The sequence below is a fragment of the Pseudomonas farsensis genome, from assembly GCF_014268805.2.
Lineage (GTDB): Bacteria > Pseudomonadota > Gammaproteobacteria > Pseudomonadales > Pseudomonadaceae > Aquipseudomonas > Aquipseudomonas farsensis.
Genome location: NZ_JABWRF020000002.1, coordinates 797,117 through 815,673, shown reverse-complemented (window position 1 = coordinate 815,673; position 18,557 = coordinate 797,117). Strand labels below are relative to the sequence as shown.

At 62.8% G+C, this 18,557-nt stretch carries 16 protein-coding genes; 7 read left to right on the top strand and 9 right to left on the bottom strand.

Features of this window, described 5'->3' with window-relative positions:
• Positions 1–237: 237 nt before the first annotated feature.
• From HU719_RS12995 to trxA, 4 genes are all read right to left on the bottom strand, one after another.
• Positions 238–1,206, bottom strand: a complete 969-nt coding sequence (locus HU719_RS12995; protein ID WP_186535910.1) for a CDP-6-deoxy-delta-3,4-glucoseen reductase — start codon at positions 1,204–1,206, stop codon at positions 238–240.
• Complete coding sequence (ubiD, locus tag HU719_RS12990; protein ID WP_186535909.1) at positions 1,206–2,672, bottom strand: 4-hydroxy-3-polyprenylbenzoate decarboxylase; 1,467 nt, start codon at positions 2,670–2,672, stop codon at positions 1,206–1,208. The genes HU719_RS12995 and ubiD overlap by 1 nt, the downstream gene beginning before the upstream one ends.
• A 193-nt stretch (positions 2,673–2,865) precedes the next feature.
• The gene (rho, locus tag HU719_RS12985; RefSeq protein ID WP_186520857.1) at positions 2,866–4,125 is read right to left on the bottom strand and encodes a transcription termination factor Rho; all 1,260 of its coding nucleotides are present in this window, start codon (positions 4,123–4,125) and stop codon (positions 2,866–2,868) included.
• Between the two features lie 309 nt (positions 4,126–4,434).
• Complete coding sequence (gene trxA, locus HU719_RS12980; RefSeq protein ID WP_186520858.1) at positions 4,435–4,764, bottom strand: thioredoxin TrxA; 330 nt, start codon at positions 4,762–4,764, stop codon at positions 4,435–4,437.
• Positions 4,765–5,006: 242 nt separating this feature from the next.
• On the opposite strand from trxA, the gene ppx reads away from it, so the two are divergent.
• Positions 5,007–6,509, top strand: a complete 1,503-nt coding sequence (ppx, locus tag HU719_RS12975; RefSeq protein ID WP_186520869.1) for an exopolyphosphatase — start codon at positions 5,007–5,009, stop codon at positions 6,507–6,509.
• Between the two features lie 426 nt (positions 6,510–6,935).
• On the opposite strand, the gene ppk1 is transcribed toward ppx, so the two are convergent.
• The gene (ppk1, locus tag HU719_RS12970) at positions 6,936–9,167 is read right to left on the bottom strand and encodes a polyphosphate kinase 1 (protein ID WP_186520859.1); all 2,232 of its coding nucleotides are present in this window, start codon (positions 9,165–9,167) and stop codon (positions 6,936–6,938) included.
• A 21-nt stretch (positions 9,168–9,188) separates the two neighbouring features.
• The gene (gene hemB / locus HU719_RS12965; protein ID WP_186537387.1) at positions 9,189–10,199 is read right to left on the bottom strand and encodes a porphobilinogen synthase; all 1,011 of its coding nucleotides are present in this window, start codon (positions 10,197–10,199) and stop codon (positions 9,189–9,191) included.
• 208 nt (positions 10,200–10,407) lie between these two features.
• On the opposite strand from hemB, the gene HU719_RS12960 reads away from it, so the two are divergent.
• Entirely contained in the window at positions 10,408–11,043 is a 636-nt protein-coding gene (locus HU719_RS12960; protein ID WP_186537386.1) for a DedA family protein, read from the top strand.
• Positions 11,044–11,186: 143 nt separating this feature from the next.
• On the top strand, positions 11,187–11,852 hold the full coding sequence (gene elbB / locus HU719_RS12955; protein WP_186520862.1) for an isoprenoid biosynthesis glyoxalase ElbB: 666 nt from the start codon (positions 11,187–11,189) through the stop codon (positions 11,850–11,852).
• 18 nt (positions 11,853–11,870) lie between these two features.
• On the opposite strand, the gene HU719_RS12950 is transcribed toward elbB, so the two are convergent.
• The gene (locus HU719_RS12950; protein WP_186537385.1) at positions 11,871–12,353 is read right to left on the bottom strand and encodes a YaiI/YqxD family protein; all 483 of its coding nucleotides are present in this window, start codon (positions 12,351–12,353) and stop codon (positions 11,871–11,873) included.
• A gap of 294 nt (positions 12,354–12,647) precedes the next feature.
• A complete protein-coding gene (locus HU719_RS12945) occupies positions 12,648–14,588 on the bottom strand; it encodes a cytochrome c/FTR1 family iron permease (RefSeq protein ID WP_186537384.1) in 1,941 nt (646 codons plus the stop codon).
• 269 nt (positions 14,589–14,857) lie between these two features.
• On the opposite strand from HU719_RS12945, the gene HU719_RS12940 reads away from it, so the two are divergent.
• Genes HU719_RS12940 through HU719_RS12925 form a run of 4 tightly spaced genes read left to right on the top strand, consistent with a single transcriptional unit; the run spans position 14,858 to position 17,992 of the window.
• Positions 14,858–16,249, top strand: coding sequence for a COG3014 family protein (locus HU719_RS12940; RefSeq protein WP_186537383.1), 1,392 nt, complete (start codon positions 14,858–14,860; stop codon positions 16,247–16,249).
• A gap of 15 nt (positions 16,250–16,264) precedes the next feature.
• Positions 16,265–16,636 (top strand): YcfL family putative periplasmic lipoprotein, encoded by a 372-nt coding sequence (locus tag HU719_RS12935; protein ID WP_186520866.1) that lies wholly within the window; start codon positions 16,265–16,267, stop codon positions 16,634–16,636.
• 21 nt (positions 16,637–16,657) lie between these two features.
• A complete protein-coding gene (gene lpoB / locus HU719_RS12930; RefSeq protein WP_186537382.1) occupies positions 16,658–17,245 on the top strand; it encodes a penicillin-binding protein activator LpoB in 588 nt (195 codons plus the stop codon).
• Positions 17,246–17,248: 3 nt separating this feature from the next.
• Positions 17,249–17,992 (top strand): penicillin-binding protein activator LpoB, encoded by a 744-nt coding sequence (locus HU719_RS12925; protein ID WP_186520868.1) that lies wholly within the window; start codon positions 17,249–17,251, stop codon positions 17,990–17,992.
• A 158-nt stretch (positions 17,993–18,150) separates the two neighbouring features.
• On the opposite strand, the gene HU719_RS12920 is transcribed toward HU719_RS12925, so the two are convergent.
• A complete protein-coding gene (locus tag HU719_RS12920) occupies positions 18,151–18,492 on the bottom strand; it encodes a tryptophan synthase subunit beta (protein WP_186520870.1) in 342 nt (113 codons plus the stop codon).
• Between the last annotated feature and the right edge of the window lie 65 nt (positions 18,493–18,557).

Sequence of the window (18,557 nt, the reverse complement as noted above, 5' to 3'; positions counted from 1 at the left end):
CTGTGAACTGCAAGGATACTGCCGCAGGCCGTGGGAGCGGGCCTGCGCCGCCGAGGGCCTGATGCCTAAGCTAAGGCAAAGGCACTGCATGCTCAACCCCGGAAACAAACTTTCATGCACTGCTGCGCAGCGGGCAAAGAGTATTAACCTGTTCGGCAAGCATGCGCGTTATATATTCACAACTGGATAGCGCAGTTATAAAACCCGGCCAGGCGTTGCGCGAGGCCGGGTGTGTGTTCAACCGCGCGGGGCGTAGGCAAATACGTCAGCACGCATGCGGTGCGCATCCATGCCGGCCTCGACCAACGCGTCGAGGGTGGCGTAGACCATGTTCGGCGAGCCGCTGGCATACACATGCACCTGGTTAAGGTCGCCGATGTCTTCGCAGACCGCTTCGTGCAGCAGGCCGCAGCGCCCTTCCCAGGCGCACAGGTCGCTGACCACCTTGTGCAGGAACAAGTTGGGCAGTTGCTTCCACTCGTGCCAGTGCTCGATGGTGTAGAAGTCTTCGGGCCGGCGCACGCCCCAGTACAGGTGGACGGGGTGCTTGAAGCCCTGGGCGCGGCAGTGCTCGACCAGGCTGTGCATCTGGCCCATGCCGGTGCCAGCGGCGATCAGCACCAGCGGGCCGTCCGGCAGCTCGGCCAGGTGGGCATCGCCAAATGGCAGCTCGACCCGCGCCAGGCCATCGCGCTGCAGCTGCTCGATCAGTTGCACGGCGCTGCTGTCGCGGGCCAGTACGTGCAGTTCGAGGTCGCGCCCAGCATGGGGTGCCGAGGCCAGCGAGAACGCGGCCTTGGACGCGCTGTCTCGTTCGATCATCAGGTATTGTCCGGCGTGATAGCGCGGCGGCTTGCCAGCCGGGGCGCGCAGGCGCACGCGCCAGACATCGCCACCCACGTCGACACATTCGCTGACGCTGCAGGCAAGCCGGCGCACTGGCAGCTCGCCCAGGGCCAGCACGCCGTCCCACAGCAGCACGCAGTCTTCCAAGGGTTCGGCGATGCAGGTGAACAGCTCGCCGTGATCACGCTCCTGGCCTTCCTGGCGCACGCGGCCTTCGACCAGCAGCGCGGCGCAGACATGGCAATTGCCGTTGCGGCAGCTGCTTGGGCAGTCGTAGCCCAAGCGCCGCGCCGCATCCAGAATCCTTTCGCCCGGTTCGACTGCCAATACCGCCCCGGACGGCTGCAACGTTACCTGCATCAATCTATTCCCAACTGATCCCACAGCTCATCGATACGGCGGGTGACGGCCTCGTCCTTGACGATGACGCGACCCCATTCGCGTGTAGTCTCGCCCGGCCATTTGTTCGTGGCATCCAGGCCCATCTTCGACCCCAGGCCCGACACCGGCGACGCAAAGTCGAGGTAGTCGATCGGGGTGTTTTCGATCATTACCGTATCACGCTTGGGGTCCATGCGCGTGGTGATGGCCCAGATCACGTCGTTCCAGTCGCGGGCGTTTACGTCGTCGTCGGTAACGATAACGAACTTGGTGTACATGAACTGTCGCAGGAACGACCAAACACCCAGCATCACGCGCTTGGCGTGGCCTGGGTACTGCTTCTTGATGGTCACCACCGCCATGCGGTACGAACAGCCTTCCGGCGGCAGGTAGAAGTCGACGATCTCGGGGAACTGCTTCTGCAGGATCGGCACGAACACCTCGTTCAGCGCCACGCCGAGAATGGCCGGCTCATCAGGCGGGCGGCCGGTATAGGTGCTGTGGTAGATCGGTTTTTGCCGGTGGGTGATGCGCTCGATGGTGAACACCGGGAAGCTGTCCACCTCGTTGTAGTAACCGGTGTGGTCGCCGTAGGGGCCTTCCGGGGCCACTTCGCCGGGGTGGATCACGCCTTCAAGGATGATCTCGGCAGTGGCGGGCACCTGCAGGTTGCTGCCACGGCATTTGACCAGCTCGGTGCGGTTGCCACGCAGCAGGCCGGCAAAGGCGTACTCGGACAGCGTGTCGGGCACCGGGGTGACCGCGCCAAGGATGGTCGCAGGGTCTGCGCCCAAGGCCACGGCTACCGGGAACGGCTGGCCGGGGTTCTTTTCGCACCACTCGCGGTAGTCCAGGGCGCCGCCACGGTGGCTGAGCCAGCGCATGATCACCTTGTTGCGGCCGATCACTTGCTGGCGATAGATGCCGAGGTTCTGGCGGTCCTTGTTCGGCCCGCGGGTCACGGTCAGGCCCCAGGTGATCAGCGGCGCCACATCGCCCGGCCAGCAGTGCTGGATGGGCAGTTGCGAAAGGTCGACGTCATCGCCCTCCACCACCACTTCCTGGCACACCGCGTCCTTGACCACTTTTGGCGCCATGGACACGACTTTCTTGAAGATCGGCAGTTTCGACCAAGCGTCCTTGAGGCCCTTGGGCGGCTCAGGTTCTTTGAGGAATGCCAGCAGCTTGCCGATTTCGCGCAGTTCTTCGACGGACTCTGCGCCCATGCCCATGGCCACGCGCTCGGGGGTGCCGAACAGGTTGCCGAGCACCGGGATATCAAAGCCGACAGGCTTTTCGAACAGCAACGCCGGGCCTTTGGCACGCAGGGTGCGGTCGCAGACTTCGGTCATTTCCAGGACGGGGGAGATGGGAACCTGGATGCGCTTGAGTTCACCGCGCTGTTCCAGGCCACGGATGAAGTCGCGCAAGTCGCGATACTGCATGCAAGGGCCTCGTGTTGGGCGTATCGGTCGGGGGGCAGAGTGTAGCGCCGTTCGGCCATTTTTTGGGCCGTAAATGAATCGGGGCCGCTTCGCGCCCCACCGCAAGGCAAGCCTGCCCCTACAGACTATGTGTAGGAGTGGGCTCGCCCCGCGATGGGCTGCAAAGCAGCCCCGATTACAGCCTGATGCGCGGTTACTTGCGCTTCATCGACAAGAAGAACTCGTCGTTGGTCTTGGTCTGCTTGAGTTTGTCGGTCAGGAACTCGATGGCGGCGATTTCGTCCATCGGGTGCAGCAGCTTGCGCAGAATCCACATGCGCTGCAGTTCGTCGTCGGCAGTCAGCAACTCTTCACGGCGGGTGCCGGACTTGTTGATGTTGATGGCCGGGAATACGCGTTTTTCGGCGATACGACGGTCCAGCGGCAGTTCCATGTTACCGGTGCCCTTGAACTCTTCGTAGATCACTTCGTCCATCTTCGAGCCGGTTTCAACCAGCGCGGTAGCGATGATGGTCAGCGAACCGCCTTCTTCGATGTTACGAGCGGCACCGAAGAAACGCTTCGGTTTTTCCAGCGCGTGGGCATCGACACCACCGGTCAGTACCTTGCCGGAGCTCGGGATCACGGTGTTGTAGGCGCGAGCCAGACGGGTGATGGAGTCCAGCAGGATGACCACGTCCTTCTTGTGCTCAACCAGGCGCTTGGCCTTCTCGATGACCATTTCGGCAACCTGCACGTGGCGGGTTGGTGGCTCGTCGAAGGTCGAGGCAACCACTTCGCCGCGCACGGTGCGCTGCATTTCGGTCACTTCTTCCGGGCGCTCGTCGATCAGCAGGACGATCAGGTGGCACTCGGGGTTGTTACGGGTGATGTTGGCCGCAATGTTCTGCAGCATGATGGTCTTGCCCGCTTTCGGCGGGGCGACGATCAGGCCGCGCTGGCCCTTGCCGATTGGCGCGCACAGGTCGATGACACGGCCGGTGAGGTCTTCGGTGGAACCGTTACCGGCTTCCATCTTCAGGCGCTTGTTCGGGAACAGCGGCGTCAGGTTCTCGAAGAGAATCTTGTTTTTCGCGTTCTCCGGGCGGTCGAAGTTGATGGTATCGACCTTGAGCAGCGCGAAGTAACGCTCGCCTTCTTTCGGCGGGCGGATCTTGCCGACGATGGTGTCGCCAGTGCGCAGGTTGAAACGGCGGATCTGGCTTGGCGATACGTAGATGTCGTCAGGGCCGGCCAGATAGGAGGCATCGGCCGAGCGCAGGAAACCGAAACCATCCTGGAGAATCTCCAGCACGCCATCACCGGAAATCTCTTCGCCGCTTTTCGCGTGCTTTTTCAGCAGGGCGAAAATCACGTCCTGTTTGCGCGAACGGGCCATGTTTTCGATGCCCGCCTGTTCGGCCATTTCCAGGAGATCGGTAATCGGCTTTTGCTTGAGTTCAGTCAGGTTCATAAGGGGAATGACGTAATCATGTAAGAAGGGAGGAATCAAGCCTTTGGCTTAATGAGGCCGCGCCGCTAGATGGCGACAAGATCGCGTACTGATTCGAATTGGGATGCTTCGGCGACGGCGTGCAGAGGGCACTGGAGAAGCAGTGCGAGGCCGAATGTAACACTTGCTTTTTTCGACGTCTACTGGTTTTGGCCGCTGCCGTTACAGCCATTTTGCGAGCAGGCCCCGTATTCTGGGGATGAACCGCTGTCGCAGAAATTTCCTACGCCAATAAAAGAAAGGCCCCGCATTTGCGGGGCCTTTTCAACATCACAGGTTGGCGTCGAGGAACGCGGCCAGCTGCGATTTGGACAATGCGCCGACCTTGGTCGCCTCGACATTGCCGTTTTTGAACAGCATCAGCGTCGGGATACCACGTACGCCGTGCTTGGCCGGGGTTTCCTGGTTGTCGTCGATGTTCAGCTTGGCGACGGTCAGTTTGCCCGCGTAGGTGGAGGCGATGTCGTCCAGCACTGGAGCGATCATCTTGCATGGGCCGCACCATTCGGCCCAGTAGTCGACCAGCACCGGGCCTTCTGCCTTGAGCACTTCGGCTTCGAAGGTGGCGTCAGTGACGTGTTTGATAAGATCGCTGCTCATGGAAATCTCCAGGTCGTAAGCATAAAAACGTTGCCCATCATAGCTGCACCCTCGTTCGACAGGAAGCCACAGCCGATTGAGTGTAACTATAGTTGTGCAAGACGCCACGAATCGAAACTGTCATATGGCTGTCATAGCATTGCTATGACATTGCCATGCATCAAGCCTTGCGCTGCCGCTCGTTGGCGTATGGCCGCGATCGTGGCACGATTGCCGGGTTACCGACCGAGAACATCCAGACCATGCCGCAAAACTCCGCGAAGAACCTGTCTCTGATCGCTGCCATCGACCTGGGCTCCAACAGCTTCCATATGGTCGTGGCCAAGGCCCACCATACCGAGATACGCATTCTCGAGCGGCTGGGGGAGAAGGTTCAGCTGGCCGCTGGCATCAACGAAGAGCGCCAGCTCAGTGAAGAAGCCATGGAGCGGGGGCTTGAATGCCTCAAGCGTTTCGCCCAGCTGATCCACGGCATGCCGGCAGGCGCCGTGCGTATCGTCGGCACCAACGCCCTGCGTGAAGCGCGCAACCGCAACGAATTCATCCAGCGTGCCGAAGCCATTCTCGGCCACCCGGTCGAGGTGATTTCGGGGCGTGAAGAAGCCCGCCTGATCTACCTCGGCGTGTCGCACACCCTGGCCGACAACCCCGGCAAACGCCTGGTGGCCGATATTGGCGGTGGCAGCACCGAGTTCATCATTGGCCAGCGCTTCGAGCCCTTGCTGCGCGAAAGCCTGCAAATGGGCTGCGTGAGCTTCACCCAGCGCTATTTCCGCGATGGCAAGGTGACCCCGGCGCGCTACGCCCAGGCGTACACCGCTGCGCGCCTGGAGCTGATGAGCATCGAGAACGCCCTGCACCGCCTGACCTGGGATGAAGCCATCGGCTCGTCGGGCACCATCCGCGCCATCGGCGCCGCCATCAAGGCCGGCGGCCTGGGCAACGGCGAGGTGAATGCCGAGGGCCTGGCATGGGTCAAGCGCAAGCTGTTCAAGCTGGGCGAGACCGACAAGATCGACTTCGAGGGGGTCAAACCTGACCGTCGGGCGATTTTCCCGGCGGGCCTGGCCATCCTCGAAGCCATTTTCGATGCGCTGGAGCTGGCGCGCATGGACCACTGCGACGGTGCGCTGCGTGAAGGCGTGCTGTTCGACCTGCTAGGGCGCCACCACCACGAAGACGTGCGCGAACGCACCCTGAACTCGTTGATGGAGCGCTACCACGTTGATCAAGGCCAGGCCGCCAGGGTTGAGCGCAAGGCGCTGCACGCGTTCGACCAAGTAGCGCAGGCGTGGGGGCTTGAGGACGGAAACTGGCGCGATCTACTGAGCTGGGCTGCGAAAATCCACGAAGTCGGCTTGGATATTGCGCATTACCACTACCACAAGCACGGCGCTTACCTGATCGAGCACTCCGACCTTTCCGGGTTCTCCCGCGAAGATCAGCAGATGATGTCGCTGTTGGTGCGCGGCCACCGCCGCAACATCCCCAAGGACAAATTCGCCGAATTCGGTGACGAAGGCGTGCAATTGATTCGCCTGTGCGTGCTGCTGCGCTTTGCCATTCTGTTCCACCATATCCGTGGCACCCAGGCGATGCCCAAGGTGGTGCTGCAGGCGGCAGAAAACAGCCTTGAAGTGGTGTTCCCGGATGGCTGGCTGGAGCAGCACCCGCTGACCCAGGCCGACTTCGCCAACGAGGCAGAGTGGCTGGCGCGGGTCGGGTTTGTGCTTAGCGTTCGCTGAGGCGGCCTTAGCCCGAGGCTGGGTACGCCTGTGATGACCTCATCGCAGGCTATCGCCAGCTCCCACAGTGAATCTGTCCAGCCTCGATATTGTGGGTTGACTCAGACCCCGTGGGAGATTCTATGGTTTCGGGCAAGTCGCTTTTGATTGTGTAGGAGCGGCCTTGTGCCGCGAAAGGGCTGCGAAGCAGCCCCAGCGATTCTGGTGGGTGCTCAGATTCTGGGGCTGCTTCGCAGCCCTTTCGCGGCACAAGGCCGCTCCTACACTGACCGCGTAGACGGCATCGATATGGGGATAGGCGAGCTCTGTGGGAGCTGGCGATAGCCTGCGATGAGGCTATCACAGGGTTGCACAAAACCTGGAATCTCCCACAGAGACCGCTCCTACACACCGCGGCGCTGTTGAAACCGACATCAAGCCCCACACCTAGCGAACGTTCAACACCGGGTTGCTCAGGCGCTCAAGCAAGGTCGCCTGGGCGCTGCGCGGGTTCTGGTTGCCGGTCGGCGTGCTGCGCACGTAGCGCCCGTCCGGCTGCAGGGTCCAGGCCTGGGTGTTGTCGGTCAGGTAACCTTCCAGCTCCTTCTTCACCCGCAGCAACAGCTTCTTGCCCTCGACCGGGAAGCACGTCTCGACGCGCTTATCGAGGTTGCGCTCCATCCAGTCGGCACTCGACAGGTAGATCTGCTCCTCGCCACCGTTGAGGAAGTAGAACACCCGCGTGTGCTCCAGGAAGCGGCCGATGATCGAACGCACGTGGATGTTGTGCGACACCCCGGCAATGCCTGGGCGCAGGCAGCACATACCACGCACCACCAAGTCGATACGCACGCCCGACTGGCTGGCCTTGTACAACGCCTTGATGACCTTGGCATCGGTCAGCGAGTTGAACTTGGCGATGATGTGCGCAGGCTTGCCGTCCAGGGCGAACTGGGTTTCCCGGGCGATCATGTCGAGCATGCCTTTCTTCAGCGTGAACGGTGCATGCAGCAGCTTTTTCATGCGCAGGGTCTTGCCCATGCCGATCAACTGGCTGAACAGCTTGCCGACGTCTTCGGTCAGGGCATCGTCCGAGGTCAGCAGGCTGTAGTCGGTGTACAGGCGGGCGTTGCCGGCGTGGTAGTTGCCGGTGCCCAAGTGTGCATAGCGCACGATCTCGCCCTGCTCGCGGCGCAGAATCAGCATCATCTTGGCGTGGGTCTTGAAGCCGACCACGCCGTAGATCACCACCGCGCCAGCAGCTTGCAGGCGGCTGGCCATCTGCAGGTTGGACTCTTCATCGAACCGCGCGCGCAGTTCGATCACCGCGGTGACCTCCTTGCCGTTGCGCGCCGCATCCACCAGGGCGTCGACGATCTCCGAGTTGGCGCCGGAGCGGTACAGGGTCTGGCGCACCGCGAGCACATGCGGGTCTTTGGCCGCCTGGCGCAGCAGGTCGACCACCGGGGTGAACGACTCGAACGGGTGCATCAGCAGGATGTCCTGCTTGCTGATCACGCTGAAGATGTTGTCGGCGTTTTGCAGCAGCTTGGGGATCGCCGGGGTGAATGGCGTGTATTGCAGCTCTGGGTGGCTGTCCAGGCCGGTGATGCTGAACAGCCGCGTCAGGTTGACCGGGCCGTTGACCTGATACAGCTCGCTCTCGCTCAGGCTGAACTGCTTGAGCAGGTAGTCCGACAGGGTTTTCGGGCAGGTATCGGCCACCTCAAGGCGCACCGCATCGCCGTAGCGCCGCGAGAACAGCTCGCCGCGCAGCGCGCGGGCCAGGTCGTCAACCTCTTCGGAGTCCAGCGCAAGGTCGGCGTTACGGGTCAGGCGGAACTGGTAGCAGCCCTTGACCTTCATGCCCTGGAACAGGTCATCGGCGTGGGCGTGGATCATCGATGACAGGAACACGTAGTTGGCACCCGGGCCGCCGACGTCTTCCGGCACCCGAATGACCCGTGGCAGCAGGCGCGGCGCCGGGATGATCGCCAGGCCCGAGTCGCGACCGAAGGCATCGACGCCTTCGAGCTCGACGATGAAGTTCAGACTCTTGTTCACCAGCAACGGGAACGGGTGGGTCGGGTCGAGGCCGATCGGGGTGATGATCGGCGCAATTTCGTCGCGGAAATACCGGCGCACCCAGCTTTTCAGCTTGGGCGTCCAGTGGCGGCGGCGAATGAAGCGAATGTGGTGTTTCTCCAGCTCCGGCAACAGCACATCGTTGAGGATCGCGTACTGGCGATCCACCTCGTAGTGCACCAGTTCGCTGATCCGCGCCAACGCCTGGTGCGGCTGCAAGCCGTCGGCGTCGGCCTGTTCGCGGGCAAAATTGATCTGTTTCTTCAGGCCCGCCACGCGGATCTCGAAGAACTCATCCAGGTTGCTGGAGAAGATCAACAGGAACTTCAAGCGCTCAAGCAGCGGGTAGGACTCATCCAGCGCCTGTTCCAGCACGCGGATGTTGAACTGCAGCTGCGAAAGCTCGCGATGAATGTACAGGCTGCTGTCGTCCAGGCTCGGCACGACAATCGCGGGCGCAGGGGCCGGAGCCGGGGCTTCGACCACAGGCTCAGGCGCCGCGGCGGCTGGCAGGTCTGGCGGGGTCTGCAGCATTTCTTCAGGCACCACCAGGGCATCCTTGCTCGCGACCGGGGTTGGCACTTCGTTATTCATCTGACGTTCCTGTTGAGGGCGTTACTGCCCTCTCATCAATTGAGCGGCACGCACGGCGAAATAGGTCAGGATGCCATCGGCGCCTGCCCTTTTGAATGCGGTAAGGGATTCGAGGATCACAGCCTCGCTGAGCCAGCCATTCTGGATGGCGGCCATGTGCATGGCGTATTCGCCACTGACCTGGTAGACGAAGGTCGGCACTTTGAACTCGGTTTTGACGCGGTAGAGGATGTCCAGGTACGGCATGCCCGGCTTGACCATGACCATGTCGGCGCCTTCGGCGAGGTCGGTGGCCACTTCGTGCAGGGCTTCATCGCTGTTGGCCGGGTCCATCTGGTAGGAGGCCTTGTTGGCCTTGCCCAGGTTCAACGCCGAGCCCACCGCATCGCGGAACGGGCCGTAGTAGGCGCTGGCATACTTGGCCGAATAGGCCATGATGCGCACGTTGACGTGGCCTGCCACTTCCAGAGCTTCGCGGATCGCGCCCAGGCGGCCGTCCATCATGTCCGAAGGGGCTACCACCTGGGCGCCAGCTTCGGCGTGCGACAGCGCCTGGCGGACCAGTGCATCGACGGTGATGTCGTTCTGAACGTAACCCTCTTCATCGAGGATCCCGTCCTGTCCGTGGGTGGTGAACGGGTCGAGGGCGACGTCGGTGATCACGCCCAGCTCCGGGAAGCGCGCGCGCAACGCGCGGGTGGCGCGCTGGGCAATGCCGTCGGGGTTCCAGGCTTCAGCGCCATCCAGGGATTTCTTTTCAACCGGGGTGACCGGGAACAGCGCCAGCGCCGGGATGCCCAGCTCGACCCAACCCTGTGCAGCTTCGAGCAGCAGGTCGATGGACAGGCGCTCGACGCCTGGCATGGACGGGATTTCTTCACGGCGGTATTCGCCATCGAGGACGAATACCGGAAGAATCAGGTCATCGACAGTCAGGGTGTTTTCGCGAACCAGGCGACGGGAGAATTCATCCCGGCGGTTGCGACGCAAACGGGTAGCAGGAAACATACGGTTGGCGGGGGTAAAGCTCACGGCAGACTCCTGAGCCCGCGCAGGCGGGCTAGCGCGACAGTTATAAGCGGCCATTATGACGCCTGTGTTACACCCTGAGGCAACCCTGCGACGTGTAGCCGCAGTCATTCTCCTTGTAGGAATTGTTCACGTCGAGACACATTTCGACACTTTCCCCAACGCCCGCGAAGGGGTAGGCTGCGCGTTCATTTCGCCAGCACGCCTGAAAATGCTTCAACAATTCCTGAACGATTTCGGCTACTTTGCCCTTTTTCTCGGCACGTTCTTCGAAGGCGAGACCATCCTGGTACTGGCCGGTTTTCTTGCGTTCCGCGAATACATGGACATCAAGCTGGTGGTAGCAGTCGCCTTCTGCGGCAGCTATGCCGGTGACCAGTTGTGGTACTTCATGGGCCGCCGCCACGGGCGCAAGATCCTTGCCCGCAAGCCGCGCTGGCAAGCCATGGGCGACCGCGCCCTCGAGCACATTCGCCGCCACCCGGACATCTGGGTGCTGAGCTTCCGCTTCGTCTACGGCCTGCGCACGGTAATGCCGGTCGCCATCGGCCTGTCGGGCTACCCGCCGCGCCGCTATCTGCTGCTCAACGGTATCGGTGCTGCAGTCTGGGCGCTGGCCTTGGGCCTTGCCGCCTATCACTTTGGCGCCATCCTCGAAGGCATGCTCGGCAGCATCAAGAAGTACGAGCTGTGGGTGCTGGGCGCGCTGCTGGTGCTGGGCCTCGGCCTGTGGCTGCGCCGCCGCTACCGCAACAGCCGCGCCGAGCGCCTGGCAGCCGAGCAAAGCCTGGCCGAACAGGCGGCAGCCGAGCAGCAAGACACGCCCCAAGGCCGCGACCCGCAATAAGCCGCGCCACTCCCCTGCCGGCTGTCGCAGGCAAACTCTGAACACGTCGCGCTGCTTGCGTTCCAAGCAGCATGGGCACGCGTTACGCGGCCACCTCTGCCAAACTGAAGGCCATTGAGTGCCTCGCCCCGGGAGTAACGAGCATGAAGAAAAAAGTTGCGGTGATTCTGTCCGGCTGCGGCGTGTACGACGGCGCCGAAATCCATGAAAGCGTGATTACCCTGCTGCGCCTCGACCAGCGCGGCGCCGAGGTGCAGTGCTTTGCGCCGAACATCGCGCAGAAGCATGTGATCAACCACCTGACCGGCGAAGAAATGCCAGAATCGCGCAACGTGCTGGTTGAGTCGGCGCGCATCGCACGCGGCCAGGTGCAGGACATCCGCGAGGCCAAGGCCGACGATTTCGATGCGCTGATCGTGCCTGGGGGCTTTGGCGCGGCGAAGAACCTGTCGGATTTCGCCGAAAAGGGCGCCGACTGCACGGTCAACCCCGACGTTTTGGCCCTGGCCGAGGCGTTCGCCGCTGACTGCAAGCCGGTCGGCATGATGTGCATCTCGCCGGCGCTGGCCGCGAAGATCTACGGCCCGGGGGTGGTCTGCACCATCGGTACTGATGCCGACACCGCCGGCGCGGTGGTGAAGATGGGCGGCACCCACGAAGAGTGCGACGTGCACGACATCGTCGAGGACGTGCCGCGCAAGCTGGTGACCACCCCGGCCTACATGACCGCTCAATCGATCAGCGATGCCGCGGGCGGTATCTACAAGCTGGTCGACCGGGTGCTGGAACTGACCCACGAGAACGACTGACACACACGGGCTTGCCGCCTACTCCGGCGAGCCCGACGTTGTGGTGGGGTATTGCTGCGACAGGCGTGTCAGAATCCGGTCCAGCGAGTTGGCGAAGGCCTGCTTCTCGCGCTCGCCGTAGGGCGGCTGCCCGCCCCCCACCTGGCCTTGCTCGCGCAGGTCGGTGAACAGGTTACGCACGGCCAGCCGGTCGCCCATGTTGCGCTCGTCGAACTCGCGACCACGCGGGTCGAGCGCCGCCACACCGTTTTTTACCAGCCGATCGGCCAAGGGCACGTCGCTGCAGATCACAAGCTCGCCGGGGATGGCGTTTTCTACCAGATAGTCATCGGCTGCATCCATGCCGCTGGGGACCACGATCAGCCGCACGCAGGCGAAGGCCGGCTTTATCTGCGGCTGGCCGGCGACCATCACCACTTCGAGCTTGCGCTTGAGGGCGAACTTGACGATCAGTTCCTTGGCCGCCTTGGGGCAGGCGTCGGCATCGATCCATATACGCATTGGGCATGTTCCGCTTTTCAAATCACAGGGCACTAGTGTCTGGCCTGGCCACGTTGCGGGCAAGCCCGCCGTGCAGCGCGCTAGCGTCAGGGCAGCCAACTTGGCTCGGCCTGCTGGCCTCTTCGCGGGGCAAGCCCGCTCCTACAGACCTCGCCAAGCCCTCTATCGATGCCGTTTACGCGTCCGTGTAGGAGCGGCCTTGTGTCGCGATGGGCTGCGCAGCAGCCCCAGGATCTGAGCACCCTGCAGAATTGCTGGGGCTGCTGCGCAGCCCATCGCGACACAAGGCCGCTCCTACGCAAGACCGCGGCGCTTCTCGGCCAGCCAGCTACGCCCGTACAGCACCACAATCGCCAGCAACGCCAGCGCTTGTGCACTGAGCGAATAGGCATCGGCATGAATCCCCAGCCAGTCGAACTCAAAGAACGCCAGCGGCCGCGTGCCCAACACCCCGGCCTCTTGCAGCGCCTTGATGCCGTGCCCGGCGAACACCACCGACAACGCACACAGCAACGCGGCGTTGATGCTGAAGAACAGCGACAACGGCAGTTTCGCCGAGCCGCGCAGAATCACCCAGGCCAGGCCCACCAGCAGCACCAGCGCCGTGGCACCACCGGCAAGCACCGCCTGGTGGCCGGCAGGCCCTGCCTGCAACCACAGGGTTTCGTAGAACAGGATCACCTCGAACAACTCGCGGTACACCGAGAAGAACGCCAGCATGGCAAAGCCGAAGCGCCCGCCACCGCTGACCAGGCTGCTCTTGATGTAATCCTGCCAGGCCGCCGCATGGCGCCGGTCGTGCATCCACACCCCCAGCCACAGCACCATCACCGCCGCAAACAGCGCGGTGCAGCCTTCCAGCAGCTCGCGCTGGGCGCCACCCACGTTGATCACATAGGCAGCCAGCGCCCAAGTGGCGAAACCTGCGACCAGCGCCAGGCCCCAGCCGATGTTGACGCTGCGCACCGCCGACTGCTGCCCGGTGTTGCGCAGGAACGCCAGGATTGCCGCCAGCACCAGAATCGCCTCAAGGCCCTCACGCAGCAGAATCAGCAAGCCTGAGATGTAGCTCAGCGACCAGCTCAAGCCGTCGCTGCCAAGCAACTTGGCGGCCTCTTCGAGCTTGGCCTTGGCCACGGCCAGGCGCTGTTCGGCCTGGGCGACGGGCAAACCATCCTGTAGCGCCTGGCGGTAGGCCATCAGGGTCTTTTCGGTGTCTCTGCGGGCCTGGGTGTCGATGTTGTCGAGTGAGCTTTCAACCAGCTCGAAGCCCTCCAGATACGCCGCCACCGACAGATCATACGCCTGGTCGTGATCACCGCTGCGGTAAGCCGCCAGGCTCTTGTCCAGGGTGCTGGCGGTGTAGTCGAGCAGTTGCGCCGGGCCACGCTGCACCTGCGGCGGTTGCGCGCGCTGGGCACGGAATGCAGCCAGGCTGGCGGTGCCTTCGCTGGCGGCCACCTCGGCCGGCGTCTGCCGGGCCAGCTCGGCGATGTTCCAGGTTTTCTCACCTTTGGCGGCCTGCGGGTCTGCAGTGAAGCTGGCGATGTAGGCCGCCACGTCCCAGCGCTGGCGCTCGTCGAGCTGGTCGGCAAACGACGGCATCTCGGTGCCTTCGATGCCCAGCCCAAGGGTGTTGTACAGGTCGAACAGGCTCAGCTGGTCGAGGCGCTCGGCGTTGCGCAGGTTAGCCGGTGCCGGCTCAAGGCCAACACCCGCCGGGCCATCGCCAAGCCCGCTGTCGCCGTGGCAGATCGAGCAGTTCTGCGCATACAACGCAGCGCCCCGCGCCGGGTCCGGGGTAATCACCGGCGCCTGGCTGACTTCATAGGCCACCGCCAGGCGTGCGCCCAGTTGACGGGCCTGGCGGGCAACCTGCGGCCCGTCCTGGCGTTGCTCGATGGCTTGGCGCAAGTGCTGCACCCCTTGCTCGAGCGCTGCACGCTCGGCGTGGGCCGGCAGGCCCTGGACCAGCTCGGCAAGCACCGCGCTGAACTCGACCTGCTCACGGTACTCGCCGGCATCCAGCACCTTGCCGCCAGCCACCGTCGGCGGGTAGTCGGCGCCGATGTAATCGAGCAGGTGCAAAGCCTTGGTAGCGTCGGCCGGCGCTTCGGCCTGGGCCAAGGTGCTGCACAGCGCCAGCACCGGGCCAAGCAGCAAAGCATGCAGCCACGTGCGCAGACGGAAACGGAATTTCATGGCGAGTCTCGATGCAGATACGAAAGTGAACATTGTTCACTTAGGTTCATGGCCACTCAAGGTTCGCCCGCGGGATTTCATGAAAAATCTTGAGACAAATTTCATTCCTTGGAATGGCGGATGTTTCCTACTCGGATTTCGGAAGCGACTGGCCATCTCAATGCCATCACTTTAGGTATACTCCGCCCCGCCGAAATAGCCCGTAGCGATCAAGGCCCCTCCAACGAGAGGTTCTGGTAATAACCAGAGGGACTGCCGCCCCGCCCCCGTGGCTCTACCGATTCAGGGAATGATGAAGTCCGATGGTATCCCGTGCTCTGACCCTGGCGACTCTGCTCGCCGCCGTGCAGCTGTCTGGCTGTTCGGTATTGCGCAGCTACGACAGCGAACTGCAGGAAACCAACCAGCAGCTCGCTGCGGGCAATATCGACGCCGCCCTGGCCTTGCTCGAAAGCAACAACAAGGGTGAGCAGAAAGACCTGCTCTACTACTTCGAGAAGGGCGAACTGCTGCGCTCCAAGGGCGACCTTGTCGGCAGCCAGCTGGCCTGGCTTTCCGCCGACAGCGTAGTGCTGCAGTGGGAAGACGCGGTCAAGCTCGACACCGGCAAGTACCTGAGCCAGTTCGGCAGCTACCTGGTCAACGACAAGGTGCGCCGCTACGAAGGCTACGACTACGAAAAAGTCATGCTCAGCACGCAAATGGCGCTGAACCTGCTGGCGCAGAACGATTTCGACGGTGCGCGTACCGAAATCAAGAAGACCCACGAGCGTGAAGCGGTCATCGCCGAGCTGCGCGACAAGGAATACCTCAAGCGCGAAGAAGACGCCGAGCGCCAAGGCATCAAGACCGAATACAAAGACCTGCAGGGTTACCCGGTCGCCAGCCTCGACGCCCCTGAAGTGGTCAGCCTGAAAAACAGCTACCAGAGCGCCTTCAGCCATTACCTGTCCGGTTTCGTCTACGAAGCCCTTGGCGAAAAAGGCCTGGCTGCGCCGGGCTACCGCAAGGCCGCCGAGCTGCGCCCGAACACCCCGTTGCTGGACCAGGCCCTGCTGGCGCTGGATAAAAACAGCGCCAAGCCCGGCGAAAGCGACGTGCTGGTCGTGGTGCAAAGCGGCCTGGCGCCCGCCCGCGATTCCATCCGCGTACCGCTCCCACTGCCCATCGACAACCAACTGGTGATCGTGCCGTTGTCGTTCCCGATCATCCGCGACGACACCTCCACCGCCCCGCTGAGCGAAATCTACCTGGACGACAAAGCCCTGGCCCTGACCTTGCTCAACAGCACCAACGCCATGTCGCGCCGCGCGCTGCGTGACGACATGCCGGGCATCATCCTGCGCACCAGCGTGCGCGGCATCAGCCGTGGCGTGGCGCAGCACAACCTGAACAAGACCAACCCCATGGCTGGCCTGGTGCTGGGCCTGGCCTCGGCCGTGGTCGAAGGTGCCGACACCCGCACCTGGCGCACCCTGCCCGACCAGACCCAGGTCGTACGCCTGCGCCTGGCGCCCGGCGAGCATCAGCTAAGCCTGCCGACCCGCCTCGGCGGCGCCCAAGTGAAGGTGAAGATCGACCGCCCGTACCAGGTGGTCAGCCTGCGCGTTGTCGGCAACCGTGTATTCGCTGGCGGCCCGGCTGTCGAAGTCGCTCCGCAAGCCCCGGCCCAGGCCGTGGCCGCACTCAAATAACCTCAAGGAACGAACATGCGCAGAACATGCCTCGCCCTGGCAGCCGCCGCCCTTCTGGCCGGCTGCGCCACCCCGCCGCCGCCTGCCCCTGGCAGCGCCGCCAGCAAGGTGGTGACCATGGGCCAGCTCGATGACATTGAAATCGGCCAGATGCGTGTGGCCCGCGAAAACGGGTTTCTGACCGTCAACGTGGCGCTGACCAACACCAGCCGCAGCAACCAGACCCTGTTCTACCGCTTCGCCTGGGTGGGCGATGACGGCTTCCCGGTCGCCGACGAAGAAAGCTGGAAGGCCCTGCCGCTGTATGGCAAGCAGGCCAAGTTCCTGCCGGCTATCGCGCCGACGCCTCAAGCCACTGACTTCCGCCTCGAAGTCCACACCCGGTAAACCCATTCAGGAGCAAGACCCATGTTTGCACGCATTTCCCTCGCCGCCATCGCCATTGCCCTGGTCAGCGGTTGCAGCACCCCGTCGCCGGTACTGGGCGGCAAGAACATCAGCTACGGCGACAACAAGGCCGTAGAGCTGGTCACCAACGAGTTCGGTTCGACCGACCTGCAGATGATCGCCGAGAGCATGACCCGCTCGCTGGCTCAGTCCGGCGTGCTCAGCGGCCGTCCGGTGGTGCAGGTGTACGACGTCAAGAACAAGACCAGCGAGTACATCGATACCCGCGAAATCACCACCTCGATCAAGACCCAACTGATGAAGAGCGGCGTCGCCCGCTTTGCCAGCGACAACAACGCCATGCAGAGCCAGGTCGACCAGCTGAAGCTGCAAAACCAGAGCGGCCTGTACAAGAAAAACACTGTGGCCAAGACCGGCAACATGATCGCCGCGCAATACCGACTGGAAGGCTCGATCAGCTCCATCGTCAAGCGCAGCAGCGACTACAAGGACGTGTTCTACAAGTTCAGCCTGCAGCTGATCGACGTCGAAAGCGGCTTGGCCGAGTGGATGGACGAGAAAGAAATCCGCAAGACCACGGAGCGCTGATCAATGCGTGCATGGATGGCAGTCATTGGCCTGGCTTGCGCGTTCGGCGCGCAGGCGGCCCCGAAGGTGGCGGTGACCGACCTCGCCTACCAGGCGCAGGTGGAGGAGTACATCCACACCGTCAATGCCCAGAACAGCTCGCAGTCGAGCCTGTATCACGGCAGCAGCCAGGCGAGCTACAGCGAGTACGAAAGCCTCAACAGCTATATCGAACAGACCGAGCTGCGCAAGTTTGGCGGTGATATCAAGGGCGAGATCCTCAAGACCGGCATGTTCCAGCTGGTGCAGGGCCGCCCTTATACCGCAGCCTCCAAGGAAGACGTCTACGACGTGATCCGCCGTATCAAGAACGGCGCGTTCCCCGGTGCCGACTATGTGCTGTTCGGCACGCTGTCGGATATCGACTTCCAGCAGGACACCAACGCGCTGGACCACACCGACAGTTATTCGGCGGTGCTGGGCCTGACCGTGGTGGCCGATTTCAGCCTGATCAACACCCGCACGTACGAAATCACCTCGGCGTTCACCGCCATGGGTGAAGGGCAGGACACCAAGCTGGTGAATGGCCAGGACCGCCGCGTGACGTTGAACCGTCCGCGCGTGGTGCGTGAAGTGTCGAAAGCGCTGGGTGAGGATGTTGCGCAGCAGCTGGCTGATCAGTTGGGTGGCTCGGTGCCGGGCAAGCCGCAGCGCCCGCGTGGGCACAGCAACCTGCCGCCGGATGAGCCGGCGCGGGTGTTGAACTGAGCTAAAACCTCACGCGATCCCGTGTAGGAGCGGCCTTGCGTCGCGAAAGGGCTGCGAAGCAGCCCCAGCTATGTTGCATGATGCAAAGATCTAGGGGCTGCTTCGCAGCCCTTTCGCGACGCAAGGCCGCTCCTACACGGGGTGTGGTGACTTTGGCCTCAGATCAACCCTTGCTCGTCTTCTTCTTCGATCAGATTGGTCAAACTGCCCAGCGCCTTACGCGCTGTGGAGCGGTTGAGCAGCTTGGACTGCGCACCAGCTGGCAAATCCGTGATGCTGATCACCCCTTTGGTGGTCAGCACCTCGATCAAGTCTTCAAGCACCCGGATCATGTCCAGGTCGCTCTGCTTTAGCTGACGAAGGCTGTTCTCGACCACATCGTCGGCAAACCACTCCTGAATTTCAGCGTGATCGGCTGGCAACGTCTCGGTACTTTCGTCAAAAGCAGCGGCTTCTACTCGCAGCAACCCGCCCTCGGCGTCGCGTTGCACGTAGAACATGGCCTCGTCCCTCGTCACGGTGATTCCTTCTTGGTAGTCAGCAGCATAGGCGAAGTTCCCGGGCA

What these genes read in the sequence shown, in the direction of transcription:
- HU719_RS12995 (WP_186535910.1), bottom strand. Translation starts at nt 1,206, where the DNA reads ATGCAGGTAACGTTGCAGCCGTCCGGGGCGGTATTGGCAGTCGAACCG.
- ubiD (WP_186535909.1), bottom strand. Translation starts at nt 2,672, where the DNA reads ATGCAGTATCGCGACTTGCGCGACTTCATCCGTGGCCTGGAACAGCGC.
- rho (WP_186520857.1), bottom strand. Translation starts at nt 4,125, where the DNA reads ATGAACCTGACTGAACTCAAGCAAAAGCCGATTACCGATCTCCTGGAA.
- trxA (WP_186520858.1), bottom strand. Translation starts at nt 4,764, where the DNA reads ATGAGCAGCGATCTTATCAAACACGTCACTGACGCCACCTTCGAAGCC.
- ppx (WP_186520869.1), top strand. Translation starts at nt 5,007, where the DNA reads ATGCCGCAAAACTCCGCGAAGAACCTGTCTCTGATCGCTGCCATCGAC.
- ppk1 (WP_186520859.1), bottom strand. Translation starts at nt 9,167, where the DNA reads ATGAATAACGAAGTGCCAACCCCGGTCGCGAGCAAGGATGCCCTGGTG.
- HU719_RS12960 (WP_186537386.1), top strand. Translation starts at nt 10,408, where the DNA reads ATGCTTCAACAATTCCTGAACGATTTCGGCTACTTTGCCCTTTTTCTC.
- elbB (WP_186520862.1), top strand. Translation starts at nt 11,187, where the DNA reads ATGAAGAAAAAAGTTGCGGTGATTCTGTCCGGCTGCGGCGTGTACGAC.
- HU719_RS12950 (WP_186537385.1), bottom strand. Translation starts at nt 12,353, where the DNA reads ATGCGTATATGGATCGATGCCGACGCCTGCCCCAAGGCGGCCAAGGAA.
- HU719_RS12945 (WP_186537384.1), bottom strand. Translation starts at nt 14,588, where the DNA reads ATGTTCACTTTCGTATCTGCATCGAGACTCGCCATGAAATTCCGTTTC.
- HU719_RS12940 (WP_186537383.1), top strand. Translation starts at nt 14,858, where the DNA reads ATGGTATCCCGTGCTCTGACCCTGGCGACTCTGCTCGCCGCCGTGCAG.
- HU719_RS12935 (WP_186520866.1), top strand. Translation starts at nt 16,265, where the DNA reads ATGCGCAGAACATGCCTCGCCCTGGCAGCCGCCGCCCTTCTGGCCGGC.
- lpoB (WP_186537382.1), top strand. Translation starts at nt 16,658, where the DNA reads ATGTTTGCACGCATTTCCCTCGCCGCCATCGCCATTGCCCTGGTCAGC.
- HU719_RS12925 (WP_186520868.1), top strand. Translation starts at nt 17,249, where the DNA reads ATGCGTGCATGGATGGCAGTCATTGGCCTGGCTTGCGCGTTCGGCGCG.
- HU719_RS12920 (WP_186520870.1), bottom strand. Translation starts at nt 18,492, where the DNA reads ATGTTCTACGTGCAACGCGACGCCGAGGGCGGGTTGCTGCGAGTAGAA.